Below are 13,495 nucleotides of genomic sequence, written 5' to 3' on the forward strand. Positions count from 1 at the left end.
GGGTCCAGCCAGCGACGGATAGACTATGTCCCTGATCCTTTTAGCAGAGCAGACGCTCAACGGTCTGCAGTTCGGCGTCATGCTGTTCCTGATGGCCGCCGGGCTGACGCTGACCTTCGGCGTGATGGGGCTGATCAACCTCGCGCATGGCTCACTGTACATGGTGGGGGCCTTTGCTGCCGCGGCGACGGCGGCGGCGACCGGGTCGTTCCTGCTGGCGCTGGGCGCGAGCCTCGCGGCGGCGGCGATCGCAGGCGTACTGATCGAGATGACGGTGATCCGCCGTCTTTATGACCGTGACCACCTTGATCAGGTGCTGGCGACCTTCGCGCTGATCCTGATCTTCAGCGAAGGCGTGCGCTGGGCCTTCGGCTCCTTCCCGCTGTTTCTTGACACGCCCGAGGCCCTTTCGGGCACGGTGACGCTGCCGTTCGGGGTGCAGTATTCGCTTTACCGCCTGACGCTGATCGTCATCGGCATCGCGGTGGCGGCGGGGCTGTTCTGGATGATCGCGAAAACCCGCATCGGCATCCGCATTCGCGCCGGCGAAAACGACCGCGAGATGATCGGCGCGCTGGGCGTGGATATCTCGAAGCTCTACACCGTGGTCTTCGCACTGGGCGCGGCGCTGGCCGGGCTGGCGGGGGCGCTGATCGGGGCGATCCAGTCGGTGCAGGTGGGCATGGGCGAGCCGGTACTGATCCTGGCCTTCGTGGTGATCGTGATCGGCGGCATCGGATCGATCAAGGGCGCATTGATCGGCGCGCTGCTGGTGGGGCTTACCGATACGCTGGGCGGCTTCCTGTTGCCACGTCTGTTCACGCTGTTCCTCGACCCGTCGCAGGCGACGTCGGTGGGATCGTCGCTGGCGTCGATGTCGATTTATATCCTGATGGCCGGCGTGCTGCTGTTCCGTCCCAAGGGCTTGTTCGGAGGCTGACCGGTGCGCAGGGAATCCCTTTTCAACTTCACCCTGATGGGCCTGCTGCTGGCGGTTGCGCTGGTGGCCTGGGTCACAGACGAGCCGTTCCTGATCACGCTGACCACCCGCGCGGTGATCTTCGCCATTGCCGGGGTCGGGCTGAACTTCGCGCTGGGCTTCGGCGGGCTGGTGAGCCTCGGGCACGCGGTGTTTTTCGGGCTTGGCGGCTATGCCATGGGCATCCTCGCCTATCATGCCCAGACCTACACGCCGATGGTGGAATGGCCGTTCGTCCTGGAAGGCACCAAGTCGATGCCGGTGATCTGGCTGGTGGCGATCGTGGTCAGCGCGCTGGCGGCGCTGGCCATCGGCGCGCTGTCGCTGCGCACCAGCGGGGTCTACTTCATCATGATCACGTTGGCCTTCGGGCAGATGTTTTTCTACTTCGCGATCTCATGGCCGGCCTATGGCGGCGAGGACGGGCTGTCGATCTATGTGCGCAACGGATTTCCCGGGCTGAATACCATGGACCCGATCCAGTTCTTCGCGATCTGCTACGGGCTTCTGGCGCTGGTGCTTTTCGGGGTCTACAGGGCGGTGCATTCGAACTTTGGCCTGATGCTGCGCGCGGCGCGGCAGAACGAGGAGCGGGTGCAGGCGGTGGGGCATGGTCCGACGCGGCTTTACCTGACGGCCTTCGTGATTTCCGGCGCCATCACCGGGCTGGCGGGGGCGCTGTTTGCCGATCTGAACCGCTTCGTGAGCCCGACGATGCTGAGTTGGCAAACCTCGGGCGAGATCATGATCTTCGTGATCCTCGGCGGGGTCGGGCGGGTGTTCGGACCGGTGGCCGGGGCGGCGCTGTTCATCCTGCTGGAACACAGCCTCGGCGGGCTGAGCGAGTTCTGGCACATCTACTTAGGCGCGATCCTGCTGGGAGTGGTGCTGTTTGCGCGGGGCGGGCTTTACGGTCTGATCGCGGGCCGGGAGGTGGCGCATGACTGATCCCATCCTCGACGTGCGTGGCATTTCGAAAAGCTTTGGCGGGCTGAAGGCCAGCGACGACATCAGCCTCGATCTGCGACCGGGCGAGATCCACGCGTTGATCGGGCCGAACGGGGCGGGCAAGTCGACACTGATCAAGCAGATCGCAGGCGGGCTGAAACCGGACGCGGGGCAGGTGTTCTTCGACGGGCGGGAGGTCAGCCGCCTGTCGACACCCGCGCGGGCGCGGCTGGGCATGGGGCGGACCTTCCAGATCTCTTCCCTGGCTATGGAATACACGGTGTTGCAGAACGCGGTTCTGGGCGCGCTGGGCCATCGCGGCGACATCTTCCGCTTCTTTCGGCCGGTGATGAAGGATGCCGGTCTGGTGGCGGCGGCGGAACACGCGCTGGAGCAGGTGGGATTGGCCGACCTGCGGACTGCCCGCACCTCGGACCTGTCGCACGGGCAGCGGCGGCAGTTGGAGGTGGCAGTGGCGCTGACGCTGGAGCCCAAGGCCTTTTTGATGGACGAGCCGATGGCAGGGCTGGGGGCCGAGGGCTCGCAGCAGTTGATCGGGTTTCTGGACGGATTGCGGCGGCAGGCGCCGATCCTGCTGGTCGAGCATGACATGGACGCGGTATTTGCGCTGGCCGACAGGATCAGCGTGCTGGTGTCGGGCGCGATCATCGCCACCGGCACGGGCGGCGAGATCCGGTCGAATGCGCTGGTCCGCTCGGCCTATCTGGGTGAAGAGGACGCGGCATGAGCCTTCTGGTCCTTGAGAATGTAACCGCCTTCTACGGACCGTCGCAGGCGTTGTTCGATGTCGGGCTGAGCGTCGACGACGGCGAGGTGGTGGCGCTGATGGGGCGCAACGGCATGGGCAAGTCGACGACCATCAAGGTGATCTGTCGGCTGCTTCGGCATCAGGGCGGATCGGTCATGTTCGACGGAGCCGACCTTGCGCATCAGCCGGCGTACAAGGCGGCGCGGGCTGGGATCGGTCTGGTGCCGGAGGGGCGGCGGTGCTTTCGCGATCTGACGGTCCACGAGAACCTGATTGCTGCGGCGCGTCCGGGCGAGTGGGACTTCGATGCCGTGGCGCGGCTGTTTCCGCGGCTGAGGGAGCGGCGCGATCAGACCGCGGCGACGCTGTCGGGGGGTGAGCAGCAGATGCTGGCAATCGGTCGGGCGCTGATGACGAACCCGCGGTTGCTGGTGCTGGACGAGGCGACGGAAGGGCTTGCGCCCGTGGTCCGGCAGGAGATCTGGGCGGCCATCGCACGCCTAAAGGCAGAGACCGGCATGGCGCTGATCGTCGTTGACAAATCGCTGCGCGAATTGGGCACGGTGGCCGACAAGGCGGTCATCCTTGAAAAGGGCACGTCGGTCTGGGCCGGCGACTTCGCGGCGCTCACCCCCGATGTGACCGACCGGTATCTGGGAGTGTGAGGGTGGCGTTCGAATATCCCCAAAAGGTTCTGTTCAAGCATTGCGACCCGGCCGGGATCGTTTTCTACCCGCGGTATTTCGAGATGATGAACGACTGCGTCGAGGCGTTCTTCGGCGAGGTGCTGGCGTTTCCCTTTCACGAGATACACCGCGACGGAGGCGTGCCCACTGCCGCGATCTCGACCGAGTTCGCCGCGCCCAGCCGGCATGGCGACGCGCTGTGCATCCGGCTGGGCGTCGCGCGGCTTGGCCGAAGCTCGATGGGGCTGCGTTTCGTGGCCGACTGTGACGGAGAGACCCGGTTCGAGACCCGCTCGACCCTGGTGCTGGTGGACGGGGCCGGCAGGCCAGCGCCCTGGCCGGGGCCGGTCAGAGAGAAAGCCAAAGCGTGTCTGGAGGACAGTGACGATGCAGCATGAGATCATCCAACCCGACGACTGGATGCCTGCGAAGGGCTACGCCAACGGTGTCCTGGCCTCGGACGGGACGCTTTATGTCGGCGGCCAAATCGGCTGGGACGAAAACCAGGTGTTCCGGTCGCAGGATTTCATCGGCCAGATGGAGCAGGCGCTGATCAACATCCGCACGGTGGTGGAAAAGGCCGGTGGCACGGTCGAGGATATCGTGCGTCTGACGTGGTACGTCACGGACAAGCAGGAATACCTTGCCCGACAGCGCGAGGTCGGCGAGGTCTATCGCCGCGTGCTGGGACGGCATTTCCCGGCGATGACGATGGTCGTCGTCGCGGCGCTGGTCGAGGACGCGGCGCTGGTTGAGATCGAGGCGACGGCGGTGCCCACGGGCCGGGCGACCTGACCGGTCAGACCAGGCTGCGCACCAGAACCGCGGGCGAGGTCGGCTTGCTGAAGACCGTCAGGTCGGCATGGGCTTCGCGCAAAGCAGCGGGCAGCCCGACACCCGTGTGAACCACCACCGGCACATCGGGGCGCAGCGCGTCGAGCACCGGGCCGATGGTGCCGTCAGGCAGATCGACATCGACAATCGCGCCGTCGGGCCAGTCCGAGCGCAGCAAGTCCAGCGCCTCGGCCACGGTCGACGCCGGGCCGATGGCCACGCCGCCGGCCTGTTCGACGCCGAAGGCGATGTCGAGAGCGATGAACGGCTCGTCCTCGACGATCAGCACCTTTGCGCCGTTCAGATCGTCGCTGCCGGTTTGTGTTGCACCCAACATCTGTCATTCACCTGCAAGTCTTTCGGCGGACGCGGTCAGCCGGATGAGCACGCCCTCACGCCGCCAGTCATAGTCGATCGTGCCGCCAAGCTGGCCCTTGGCGCTGAGCCGGGCAAGCTGGCTGCCGAAGCCGTCGCGGCAAGGCGGTTCGGTCACCGCCGGTCCGCCGGTTTCGGACCATGCAAGGGACAGCCCATCCTCACCTTGTGTCCACGAAATTTCGACATTGCCCTCGGGTGTGGATAGCGCGCCGTACTTGGCCGCGTTGGTGGCCAGCTCGTGCAAAATCAGCGCAAGGCTGGTGGTGGCGGTCGCGCCGATGCGGACCTCCGGTCCGCTCAGGTGCATGGCGCCGGGCGTGTTGCCGGTATGCGGCGACATCACGGTTTCGATCAGGTCGTGCAGGGTGGCGGGCGCGGCGGCGGTCTGCTGTGCCGAGATCGAGGTGGTGATCAGTTCATGCGCGCGGGCCAGCGACATCAGGCGACCGCTGAGCGCATCGGCCATCTGGTTGACGTCCTCGCTGTTGCGGGCGGTCATCTTGATCATGCCGTTGGTGATCGAGAACAGGTTCTTGACCCGGTGATTCAACTCGCGCAGCAGCAGGTGGCGGGCTTCCTCGGCGCGCTTGCGTTCCGAGATGTCGAGGATGTTGCAGACCGCGCCCTGCAGTTCGCCCTGCCAGATCACCGGGCGCACCCAGTATTCGACGTGGAAGCTGGAGCCGTCGGTGCGAAAGAACAGCTCGTCATCGACATGCGCCATCTCGCCGGTTCGGGCGGTACGGTAAATCGGGCAGTCCTCGTGCGCGTATGTCGATCCATCTGGGTGGGTATGATGGATGATGTCGTGCAGCTTCTTGCCGAGGATCTCATCTTCGGAGGCAAATCCCAGCATGCGCAGGAACGACGCATTGCAGCGGGTGGTGTTGCCGTCGACGTCGACGGCATAGAACCCGTCGGCGGTGGCGTCGAGCAGCAGCGCCAGGTCGGCCTCGCGGCGCTTCAGGTCGGATTCGGTCCGCCGGGTCTGCTCGATGTCGATCAGCACGCCGGGAAAGCGCATCGGGTTGCCCTCTGCGTCCAGTTCGCAATAGCCGCTGGCGCGGACCCAGCGATAATCGCCGTCGGCATGGCAGACGCGGTATTCGGACGTGTAGTCGCCACCCTGTCGCATGGCCGCGGCGATGGTCTCTTCGACGCGTTTCAGGTCGTCCGGGTGGATCGAGGGCGTCGCCTCGGCCAACGGCAGGCCATCGTGGCATCTGCGCGGGTCGAGGCCGAAGGCCATGGCAAAGCGCTCGTCGGCGGTGATCGTGTCCGTGGGAATTTCCCAGATCCAGGTGCCGATGATGGCACCGGCGGCCAGCGCCAGTTCGACGCGCTCCTGCGCGGTCTCAAGATCCTTCTGCGTGTCGATCAGTTCCCGTTCGGCAATGCGCCGGGTTTCAAGTTCGCGCTGGGCGGCACGGTAGAGACGGGCATTGTCGATGGCGATGGCGGCCTGAGCGGCGATGCCGTCCATCAGATGCTCATGGTGATCCGAAAAGCGGTTGGTATCGGAATGGCCGAAGAACAGCCCGCCAATGACCTCGCCCGAGCGCGAGGTGACCGGCACGGCGAGGTAGCTGTGCACGGGCAGGTGGCCCTCGGGCATGCCCTTGTTGGGCGCGTTGAGCCCATAGCGCGGATCGGTGGTGATGTCGGCCGAGCGGACGATGCCTTCGCCGCTGAAGGTTGGCGAGAATATCTCGGTGTTGCGCGGCATCGGGAAGCCGTCGAAGGCCGAACGATCAACGCCCGAGAGCGTGTAGAGCATGTAGCTTTCGCCGGCATCGTTCTCGACATTGTAGAAGAAGGCACCGAATTGCGCTCCGGTCACTTCGACGCCCGCATCGGTCACGGTCTGCACCAGCGTATCGAGATCGAGCTCGGCCGCGACCGCCGCGCCGGTGCGATTGAGGGTTTCCAGCAGGTGTTCGTTAGCCATCAGCCTTTCCTGCGCCGCGCAGCGTTCGAGGATCAGCGCGGTGGTGCGGGCGACGAGTTCAAGTTGTTCCGTGTCGTCTGCGGCGGGAATGCCGGGCCTTGGATTGTAGATGGCGAAGGTTCCCAGCACCTCGCCCCCTTTGGCGACGATGGGATGCGACCAGCAGGCCCGAAAACCCTGAGCCATGGCAAGGTGCCTGTAGTCCACCCAGAGCGGATCGGTCGAGATATCGGCGACATGGACCGCTTCGCGGCGGTATGCGGCGGTTCCGCAGGACCCGGAGGCGGGGCCGATCTCGATCCCGTTGACCGCGTCGATATAGGTCTTTGACAGGCCGACGGCGGCGCCGTGGCGCAGGCTCTTGCCGTGACCCTCCGCCAGCAGGATGGAACAGGCCACATCCGCGCCCATTGCCGTGCGGATTGCCCTGACCAACTCGTCGAGGATCGTCTCCAGCGGCTCCTCGCGCAGGGTAAGTTCCAGCAGAAGCCTGTGAAGCGTCTGAAATCCCTCCGTCCCCCGTTCGGGCTGCTGTTCCGCGACGCCGTCACGGGCGCTGGTCGTCAATGTCATTGTCAATCCTTGTGTGTCGGACGGTGGTGTCCGGATCGTGGCGCGCTCTGCGATACCGTGCGGCCGAATCCAGATCCCGGCAGGTCGCGGCTCCTTATCGGCGGCGTCTGTCGATCACGAGTGAAATCCGCGTGAGGCCAATTGTCCAGCGTTGTGGTAGCAATGGGAGACTCAGGATGGAATGGCGTCTGTCGCATCTTCAATCTCTGGTCGGTCGCCAGCAGGGGCGTGACATGATCACCGTGTGATAACACCCGAGACGCGGCTCTGGTTCCCCAATCTTTTGCGAAAGATGGACAGTCGCGGCGTGCCGTGCTGAGAATTGGGCGCAACGGTGCCGCAGGCAGCGGTACGGCAATGAGCAAGGGTAAGGCGAGATGGCGAACGGAGACCTTTTGATACGCAGCGATGAGGATGGCTTCGCCATCCTGACGCTCAATGCGCCGCAATCGATCAATGCGCTGTCCGAGGCGATGCTGGCGGCCCTGTCCGACGCGCTCGACCGCATTGCCGCGGATCGCAGTGTCAAGGCGGTGATCCTGCGCAGCGCCGGCAATCATTTCTGCGCCGGCCATAACCTGAAGGAGATGACGGCGCGCCGCGGCGATGACGATGGCGGGTTTCAGTACTTCCAGGACCTGTTCGCGACCTGTTCGGCCATGATGCTGCGTGTGGTGCGCCTGCCGCAGCCAGTGATCGCCGAGGTCAAGGGAATCGCCACCGCCGCCGGCTGCCAACTGGTGGCGTCCTGTGACTTGGCGGTGGCCTCGGAGGAGGCCAGGTTCGCCACTTCGGGGGTGAACATCGGGCTGTTCTGCTCGACGCCGATGGTGGCGCTGTCGCGTAACGTGCCGCGCAAGATGGCGATGGAGATGCTGCTTCTGGGCGAGTTCCTGCCGGCGGCGCGGGTGGCCGAAATGGGATTGGTCAACAAGGTCGTGCCGCGCGCCGCACTGGAGACGGCAACCATGGAGATGGCGCAGACGATCGCTGCCAAGTCGGCCGCGGCGGTCAAGATTGGCAAGCGGGCGTTCTATGAGCAGGCCGAAATGGGGCTGGAAGAGGCTTATGCCTATGCCGGCCGGGTGATGGCCGAGAACATGATGGCGCGCGATGCCGAGGCCGGGATCGGCGCCTTCACCCGTAAGGAGGAGATGCCGGAATGGACGGGCGAATGATCTACGAGGGGCCGGAATTGGCGCGATGCGGCGCCAACCATGCGGCACTGTCGCCGGTGTCGATCCTCAAGCGGGTGGAGCGGGTGCATCCGGAACTGCCGGCGCAGATCCACGGACGGATAAGGCGCAACTGGGGCGAGGTCGCGGAGCGCTGCAAGCGGCTGGCCTCGGCCTTGCAGCGGCGTGGCGTCGGCAAGGGCGATACGGTGGCGCTGATCGCGCCGAACATCCCCGAGGCTCTGGAGTGCGCGCTGGCGGTGCCGATGCTGGGGGCGGTGCTAAATGCCAACAACGTGCGGCTGGATGCGGGGACCATCGGCTATATCCTGGATCATGGCGAGGCGACGGTGGTGCTGGTCGACACCGAGTTTTCCGCAATGGCGCGCGAGGCGGTGGCGATTTCCGGGCGCGACGTGCTGATCGTGGATATCGTCGATCCGGAAGGGCCGGGGGGCAAGCGGATCGGAACGCTCACCTATGACGAATTGCTTGCGGAAGGGGATACGGGCTTCGGCTATGCCCTGCCGGACGATGAATGGGACGCGCTGGCGCTGAACTACACCTCGGGCACGACGGGGCGGCCCAAGGGGGTGGTCTATTCCCATCGCGGGGCATGGACCAACGCGGTGAACAACGTCGTCACCTGGGAGATGCCGCATCATCCGGTGTACCTGTGGACGCTGCCGCTGTTTCACTGCAACGGCTGGTGCTTTCCCTGGACGATCACCCTGCTGGCGGGTTGCCACGTCTTCCTGCGCGCGCCGCGGGCGGCGGCGATCTACGATGCCTTCGCGGACCACGGGGTGACGCATCTGTGCGGCGCGCCGATCATCATGTCGATGATTTCGGGCGCACCGAAAGCGGAAAGGCGGGAGTTCCCGCAGAAGGTCAAGATGATGACCGCAGCCGCGCCGCCGCCTGCCACGGTCATTGCGGGCATGGAGGCGATGGGGATCGAGATCACCCATGTCTATGGCCTGACCGAGGTTTACGGGCCTGCCGTCGTCTGCGCCGAGAAGCCGGGCTGGCGGGCTCTGCCGCCCGAGGAACAGGCACGGCTGAAGGCGCGGCAGGGGGTGGCCTACGAATTGCAGGAGGACGTGCTGGTTCTGGACCGCGACACCGGGACGCCGGTGCCTTGGGATGGCGAGACGCTGGGCGAGATCGTGTTTCGCGGCAACATCGTGATGAAGGGCTACCTGAAGCAGCCGGAGGAAACAGCGAAGTGTTTCCGAGACGGCTGGTTCTGGTCGGGCGACATCGCGGTGCAGCACCCGGACGGCTATGTGGAGATCCGCGACCGTGCCAAGGACATCATCATCTCGGGGGGCGAGAATATCTCGTCCATTGAGGTGGAGAACGCGCTTTACACGCATCCGGCGGTATCGCTGGTGGCGGTGGTGGCGATGCCGGACGAGAAGTGGGGCGAGGTGCCCTGCGCCTTTGTCGAATGCGCGGCCGGCCAGCAGGTGAGCGAGGAGGAATTGCTGACCCATGCCCGCGCTCGACTGGCGGGCTACCAGCGGCCGAAAAAGATCGTCTTCGACGAATTGCCGAAGACCTCGACCGGCAAGGTGCGCAAGAACGAGTTGCGCGACCGGCTGCGCGGAGGCTGACCGAAGCGGGTGGCCGGTGCAGATCCGCCTTGCACGCTTGGACCGGGTTGCATAGAAGGGCGCAAATTTGAAACGGGCGGGCAGGGGTCCGCCCTTCGACTCATGGGGAATGAGATGCAGGTCAACGAGACGCTGAACGAAGGTCTGAAACGCGGTTACGAGATAACCGTGAGCGCGGACGAACTGGACCAGAAGGTCAACGAAAAGCTGGCCGAGGCGCAGCCCGAAATCGAGATGAAGGGCTTCCGCAAAGGCAAGGTGCCGATGCCGCTGCTGAAGAAGCAGTTCGGCCAGCGCCTGCTGGGCGAGGCGATGCAGGAAACCATCGATGGTGCGATGAACAAGCACTTCGAGGATTCCGGCGACAAGCCCGCGCTTCAGCCCGAGGTCAAGATGACCAACGAGGACTGGAAAGAGGGCGACGACGTTCACGTCGAGATGTCCTATGAAAAACTGCCCGAGATCCCCGAAGTTGACCTGAAGTCGATCTCGCTCGAGAAACTGGTGGCCAAGGCGGGCGACGACGAGGTCGACGAGGCGCTGAAGAACCTCGCCGATACCGCGCAGGACTTCAAATCGCGCGATGGCGATGCCGCACAGGACGGCGACCAGGTGGTTTTCGATTTCGTTGGCCGCGTCGACGGCGAAGCCTTCGAGGGCGGTTCGGCCGAGGACTACCCGCTGGTGCTGGGGTCGGGTTCGTTCATTCCGGGCTTCGAAGAGCAGCTTGTCGGCGTCAAGGCCGGTGAAGAGAAGGACGTCACCGTCTCCTTCCCCGAGGATTATCAGGCAGAGCACCTTGCCGGCAAGGAAGCCGTGTTTTCCTGCACCATCAAGGACGTGAAAGAGCCGGTTGCGGCCGAGCTGGACGACGAACTGGCCAAGAAGTTCGGCGCAGAGTCGCTGGATGCGCTGAAAGAGCAAATCCGTGAGCGTCTGGAAGCCGAGTACAACGGCGCGGCGCGTCAGGTGACCAAGCGGGCGCTGCTGGACAAGCTGGACGATTTGGTCAAGTTCGACCTGCCCCCGACACTGGTCGACGCCGAGGCCAAGCAGATCGCACACCAGCTGTGGCACGAGGAAAACCCCGACGTCGAGGGCCACGACCACCCGGAGATCGAGCCCACCGACGAGCACAAGTCGCTGGCCGAGCGCCGCGTGCGTCTGGGCCTGTTGCTGGCCGAGCTGGGTCAGAAGGCCGAGGTTCAGGTGTCCGATGCCGAGATGACCCAGGCGATCATGAACCAGGCGCGGCAATATCCGGGCCAGGAACGCCAGTTCTTCGAGTTCGTGCAGCAGAACCAGCAGATGCAGCAGCAGATGCGGGCGCCGATTTTTGAAGACAAGGTCGTCGACTATATTCTTGAGCTGGCCGACGTGACCGAGAAAGAGGTCTCGAAGGACGAGCTACAGAAGGCCGTGGAAGAGCTCGACGAAGAGTGATCTTGACCACGGGTTGATCGAGAGGCCGCCCTTCGGGGCGGCCTTTTTCGTTGCCGGTCACCTTGGGCCGAAATGCGGAAATGGCCGTCACTGGGGACGACCATTTCCTCTCCCGGCGGCTGGGCGTGGGGGCTGAGCTACCGGCAGTCGTTGCCGAAACGTGCCTTCATCAGGGCGATGACTTCGGTCACGCGTCGGGCGCGCTCGTCATGTCCTGCCTCTTCTTCCTGCGCGACGACGATCTGGGTCTGCGTGCGTCGCGAGGCGGACAGGGGGGCTCCGATCAATCGGAGCAGACGAGCGGAAGCGAGCGAGTACAACTGTGCGCCTTCTGCGGCTGTCGTTTGGGTGGGGAGGATTTGTCTGGTCATTGTCGTACGTCGCCGCTTTCCGTTTTGCTGCCGATCCTTCGTCGTCATGAGGGGTGACGGTTGAAGGACCTCGAAGTAGTGATAGCGGACCCCAACTGTCGTCTCAAAGCATCCGGTGCATACCCGGCATATGCTTTGAGGTAGTCATCCGAGCAAAAGCGCGACCGGACCCTACGAGCGGTCAGACGAGGGCCTTGGGGGAAGGCCGGGACACACGAAAAAGGCCGCGCATCTGCAGATGCGCGGCCTTTGAAACGTCGATGGTGAGGGAATCAGCCCTCTTTCGAGTCGTCTTCGGCTGCTTCGTCCTCGGGGGTCGAAACCACTTCGGCCAGATCGTCGTCGTCCGACGCGGCCGAGCCGATATCGTCGAACAGTTCCGCGATCTCGAATTCGGCTGCGGCTTCTTCTTCCGCGGCCAGTTCCTGGATCGACTTGCCCGACGCCTGAAGTTCGGCCTCTTCGGGCGAACGCGCGACGTTGAGGTTGATGGTGGCCATCACCTCGGGGTGCAGGTGCACCTCGACTTCGTGCAGACCCAGTTCCTTGATCGGCTGACGGATCAGGACCTGCTTGCGGTCGATCGAGAAGCCCTCTTCCGAGGCCACGTTGGCGGCGTCACGGGTGGTGACCGAGCCGTAGAGCGAGCCGCCGTCGGAGGCCTGACGAATCACGACGAACTGCTGCCCGTCGAGGCGCGACGCCATGTCTTCGGCTTCCTTCTTGGTTTCCAGGTTGCGCGCTTCAAGCTGCGCCTTCTGGGCCTCGAAGGATTCGATGTTGGCTTTGGACGCGGTCAGCGCCTTGCCCTGCAGCAGCAGGTAGTTGCGGGCGAAGCCGGGCTTGACGTCGACGACGTCGCCCATCTGGCCAAGCTTGGCCACGCGTTCGAGAAGGATGACTTGCATGTGCTTTACTCCTTACTTGACGGCGTAGGGCAGCAGCGCGAGGAAGCGGGCGCGTTTGATGGCGCGGGCCAGTTCACGTTGCTTCTTGGCCGAGACGGCGGTGATGCGGCTGGGGACGATCTTGCCACGCTCGGAGATGTAGCGTTGCAGCAGACGGGTGTCCTTGTAGTCGATCTTGGGTGCGTTGTCGCCCGAGAAGGGGCAGACCTTGCGGCGGCGGAAAAATGGTTTTGCGGCCATGGTTTAGCTCTCCTCTGACTTAGCGGCGTTCGCGGCGACGATCTTCGCGCTCGTCGCGCTTCTGCATCTGGACGGACGGACCTTCCTGATGCTCTTCGACCTTGATGGTCAGCACGCGCATCACGTCGTCGTGGAGGCGCATCAGGCGTTCCATTTCCTGCACGGCTTCCGACGGGGCGTCGGTGCGCATGTAGGCGTAGTGGCCCTTGCGGTTCTTGTTGATCTTGTAGGCCATGGTCTTGACACCCCAGTACTCGGTGTCGACGACCTTGCCGCCATTATCGCTGACGACGGTTCCGAAATGTTCGACAAGGCTTTCGGCCTGTGCGCCGGACAGATCCTGGCGCGAGATGAAAACATGCTCGTAGAGGGGCATGTGCACTCCATTTATATCAAGGCGCATTTCAAAGGGCCGGGCCATGTCCTTCCGCCCCGGACCCACGAGAGACTGCGCGGTTCATACGTCTTGCGAAAGGATGGCCCGATATACAGGGCTGGGTCGGAAAGGCAAGGGGGGAGCGCGGCGGATATCGCAGGTGGCCGGTTGTTGCCGCGATGGGGATTTGGAAGTTCGGCTTTGAGCTGGACCTGCCACGTCCCGAACCAGATCCGGGATCTCTGCAC

15 protein-coding genes are annotated in these 13,495 nt (G+C 64.4%); 9 read left to right on the forward strand and 6 right to left on the reverse strand.

What is annotated here, in order from left to right; all coding sequences use genetic code 11:
* Positions 1-25 precede the first annotated feature (25 nt).
* Genes AC04PT_RS01240 through AC04PT_RS01265 form a run of 6 tightly spaced genes read left to right on the forward strand, consistent with a single transcriptional unit; the run spans position 26 to position 4,177 of the window.
* Entirely contained in the window at positions 26-940 is a 915-nt protein-coding gene (locus AC04PT_RS01240) for a branched-chain amino acid ABC transporter permease (RefSeq protein WP_482871669.1), read from the forward strand.
* A gap of 3 nt (positions 941-943) precedes the next feature.
* On the forward strand, positions 944-1,927 hold the full coding sequence (locus AC04PT_RS01245) for a branched-chain amino acid ABC transporter permease (RefSeq protein WP_482871671.1): 984 nt from the start codon (positions 944-946) through the stop codon (positions 1,925-1,927).
* Entirely contained in the window at positions 1,920-2,675 is a 756-nt protein-coding gene (locus AC04PT_RS01250) for an ABC transporter ATP-binding protein (RefSeq protein WP_482871672.1), read from the forward strand. Before AC04PT_RS01245 ends, AC04PT_RS01250 begins: the two co-directional genes overlap by 8 nt.
* Positions 2,672-3,361, forward strand: coding sequence for an ABC transporter ATP-binding protein (locus AC04PT_RS01255; RefSeq protein WP_482871673.1), 690 nt, complete (start codon positions 2,672-2,674; stop codon positions 3,359-3,361). Before AC04PT_RS01250 ends, AC04PT_RS01255 begins: the two co-directional genes overlap by 4 nt.
* A gap of 2 nt (positions 3,362-3,363) precedes the next feature.
* Positions 3,364-3,780 carry an acyl-CoA thioesterase gene (locus AC04PT_RS01260; RefSeq protein WP_482871674.1) on the forward strand — a complete coding sequence of 139 codons (417 nt, stop codon included), beginning with the start codon at positions 3,364-3,366 and terminating at the stop codon, positions 3,778-3,780.
* Positions 3,770-4,177 (forward strand): RidA family protein, encoded by a 408-nt coding sequence (locus tag AC04PT_RS01265; RefSeq protein ID WP_482871675.1) that lies wholly within the window; start codon positions 3,770-3,772, stop codon positions 4,175-4,177. Before AC04PT_RS01260 ends, AC04PT_RS01265 begins: the two co-directional genes overlap by 11 nt.
* Before the next feature lie 4 nt (positions 4,178-4,181).
* Here the strand turns inward: AC04PT_RS01265 and AC04PT_RS01270 are convergent, their stop codons facing one another.
* Both AC04PT_RS01270 and AC04PT_RS01275 read right to left on the reverse strand, forming a co-directional pair.
* Complete coding sequence (locus tag AC04PT_RS01270) at positions 4,182-4,553, reverse strand: response regulator (protein ID WP_482871676.1); 372 nt, start codon at positions 4,551-4,553, stop codon at positions 4,182-4,184.
* A gap of 3 nt (positions 4,554-4,556) precedes the next feature.
* Positions 4,557-7,115: a GAF domain-containing protein gene (locus AC04PT_RS01275; RefSeq protein WP_482871677.1), complete on the reverse strand. Its 2,559-nt coding sequence runs from the start codon at positions 7,113-7,115 to the stop codon at positions 4,557-4,559.
* 377 nt (positions 7,116-7,492) lie between these two features.
* Here AC04PT_RS01275 and AC04PT_RS01280 point away from each other — a divergent pair, with 377 nt between their 5' ends.
* The 3 genes from AC04PT_RS01280 (at position 7,493) to tig (ending at position 11,352) form a co-directional block, all read left to right on the forward strand.
* The gene (locus AC04PT_RS01280; RefSeq protein ID WP_482871678.1) at positions 7,493-8,293 is read left to right on the forward strand and encodes an enoyl-CoA hydratase; all 801 of its coding nucleotides are present in this window, start codon (positions 7,493-7,495) and stop codon (positions 8,291-8,293) included.
* A complete protein-coding gene (locus tag AC04PT_RS01285; protein ID WP_482871679.1) occupies positions 8,278-9,909 on the forward strand; it encodes an acyl-CoA synthetase in 1,632 nt (543 codons plus the stop codon). The genes AC04PT_RS01280 and AC04PT_RS01285 overlap by 16 nt, the downstream gene beginning before the upstream one ends.
* A 114-nt stretch (positions 9,910-10,023) precedes the next feature.
* Positions 10,024-11,352, forward strand: coding sequence for a trigger factor (gene tig / locus AC04PT_RS01290; protein ID WP_482872426.1), 1,329 nt, complete (start codon positions 10,024-10,026; stop codon positions 11,350-11,352).
* A 137-nt stretch (positions 11,353-11,489) separates the two neighbouring features.
* Here tig and AC04PT_RS01295 read toward each other — a convergent pair whose 3' ends face one another.
* The 4 genes from AC04PT_RS01295 to rpsF all read right to left on the reverse strand — a co-directional run bounded on the left by AC04PT_RS01295 (position 11,490) and on the right by rpsF (position 13,247).
* On the reverse strand, positions 11,490-11,639 hold the full coding sequence (locus AC04PT_RS01295) for a hypothetical protein (protein WP_482871680.1): 150 nt from the start codon (positions 11,637-11,639) through the stop codon (positions 11,490-11,492).
* Positions 11,640-11,995: 356 nt separating this feature from the next.
* On the reverse strand, positions 11,996-12,631 hold the full coding sequence (gene rplI / locus AC04PT_RS01300; RefSeq protein WP_482871681.1) for a 50S ribosomal protein L9: 636 nt from the start codon (positions 12,629-12,631) through the stop codon (positions 11,996-11,998).
* Between the two features lie 12 nt (positions 12,632-12,643).
* On the reverse strand, positions 12,644-12,871 hold the full coding sequence (gene rpsR, locus AC04PT_RS01305; protein ID WP_005982441.1) for a 30S ribosomal protein S18: 228 nt from the start codon (positions 12,869-12,871) through the stop codon (positions 12,644-12,646).
* Positions 12,872-12,890: 19 nt separating this feature from the next.
* Positions 12,891-13,247: a 30S ribosomal protein S6 gene (rpsF, locus tag AC04PT_RS01310; protein WP_482871682.1), complete on the reverse strand. Its 357-nt coding sequence runs from the start codon at positions 13,245-13,247 to the stop codon at positions 12,891-12,893.
* Positions 13,248-13,495: the final 248 nt, after the last annotated feature.

This window comes from Litorisediminivivens sp. KMU-197 (genome assembly GCF_056858395.1).

Bases quoted from the DNA above. Each gene is read 5' to 3' on its own strand.
- AC04PT_RS01265 (WP_482871675.1), top strand. From the start codon at position 3,770: ATGCAGCATGAGATCATCCAACCCGACGACTGGATGCCTGCGAAGGGC.
- rplI (WP_482871681.1), bottom strand. From the start codon at position 12,631: ATGCAAGTCATCCTTCTCGAACGCGTGGCCAAGCTTGGCCAGATGGGC.
- rpsF (WP_482871682.1), bottom strand. From the start codon at position 13,247: ATGCCCCTCTACGAGCATGTTTTCATCTCGCGCCAGGATCTGTCCGGC.
- AC04PT_RS01255 (WP_482871673.1), top strand. From the start codon at position 2,672: ATGAGCCTTCTGGTCCTTGAGAATGTAACCGCCTTCTACGGACCGTCG.
- AC04PT_RS01270 (WP_482871676.1), bottom strand. From the start codon at position 4,553: ATGTTGGGTGCAACACAAACCGGCAGCGACGATCTGAACGGCGCAAAG.
- AC04PT_RS01275 (WP_482871677.1), bottom strand. From the start codon at position 7,115: ATGACATTGACGACCAGCGCCCGTGACGGCGTCGCGGAACAGCAGCCC.
- AC04PT_RS01250 (WP_482871672.1), top strand. From the start codon at position 1,920: ATGACTGATCCCATCCTCGACGTGCGTGGCATTTCGAAAAGCTTTGGC.
- AC04PT_RS01285 (WP_482871679.1), top strand. From the start codon at position 8,278: ATGGACGGGCGAATGATCTACGAGGGGCCGGAATTGGCGCGATGCGGC.
- AC04PT_RS01280 (WP_482871678.1), top strand. From the start codon at position 7,493: ATGGCGAACGGAGACCTTTTGATACGCAGCGATGAGGATGGCTTCGCC.
- tig (WP_482872426.1), top strand. From the start codon at position 10,024: ATGCAGGTCAACGAGACGCTGAACGAAGGTCTGAAACGCGGTTACGAG.
- rpsR (WP_005982441.1), bottom strand. From the start codon at position 12,871: ATGGCCGCAAAACCATTTTTCCGCCGCCGCAAGGTCTGCCCCTTCTCG.
- AC04PT_RS01240 (WP_482871669.1), top strand. From the start codon at position 26: ATGTCCCTGATCCTTTTAGCAGAGCAGACGCTCAACGGTCTGCAGTTC.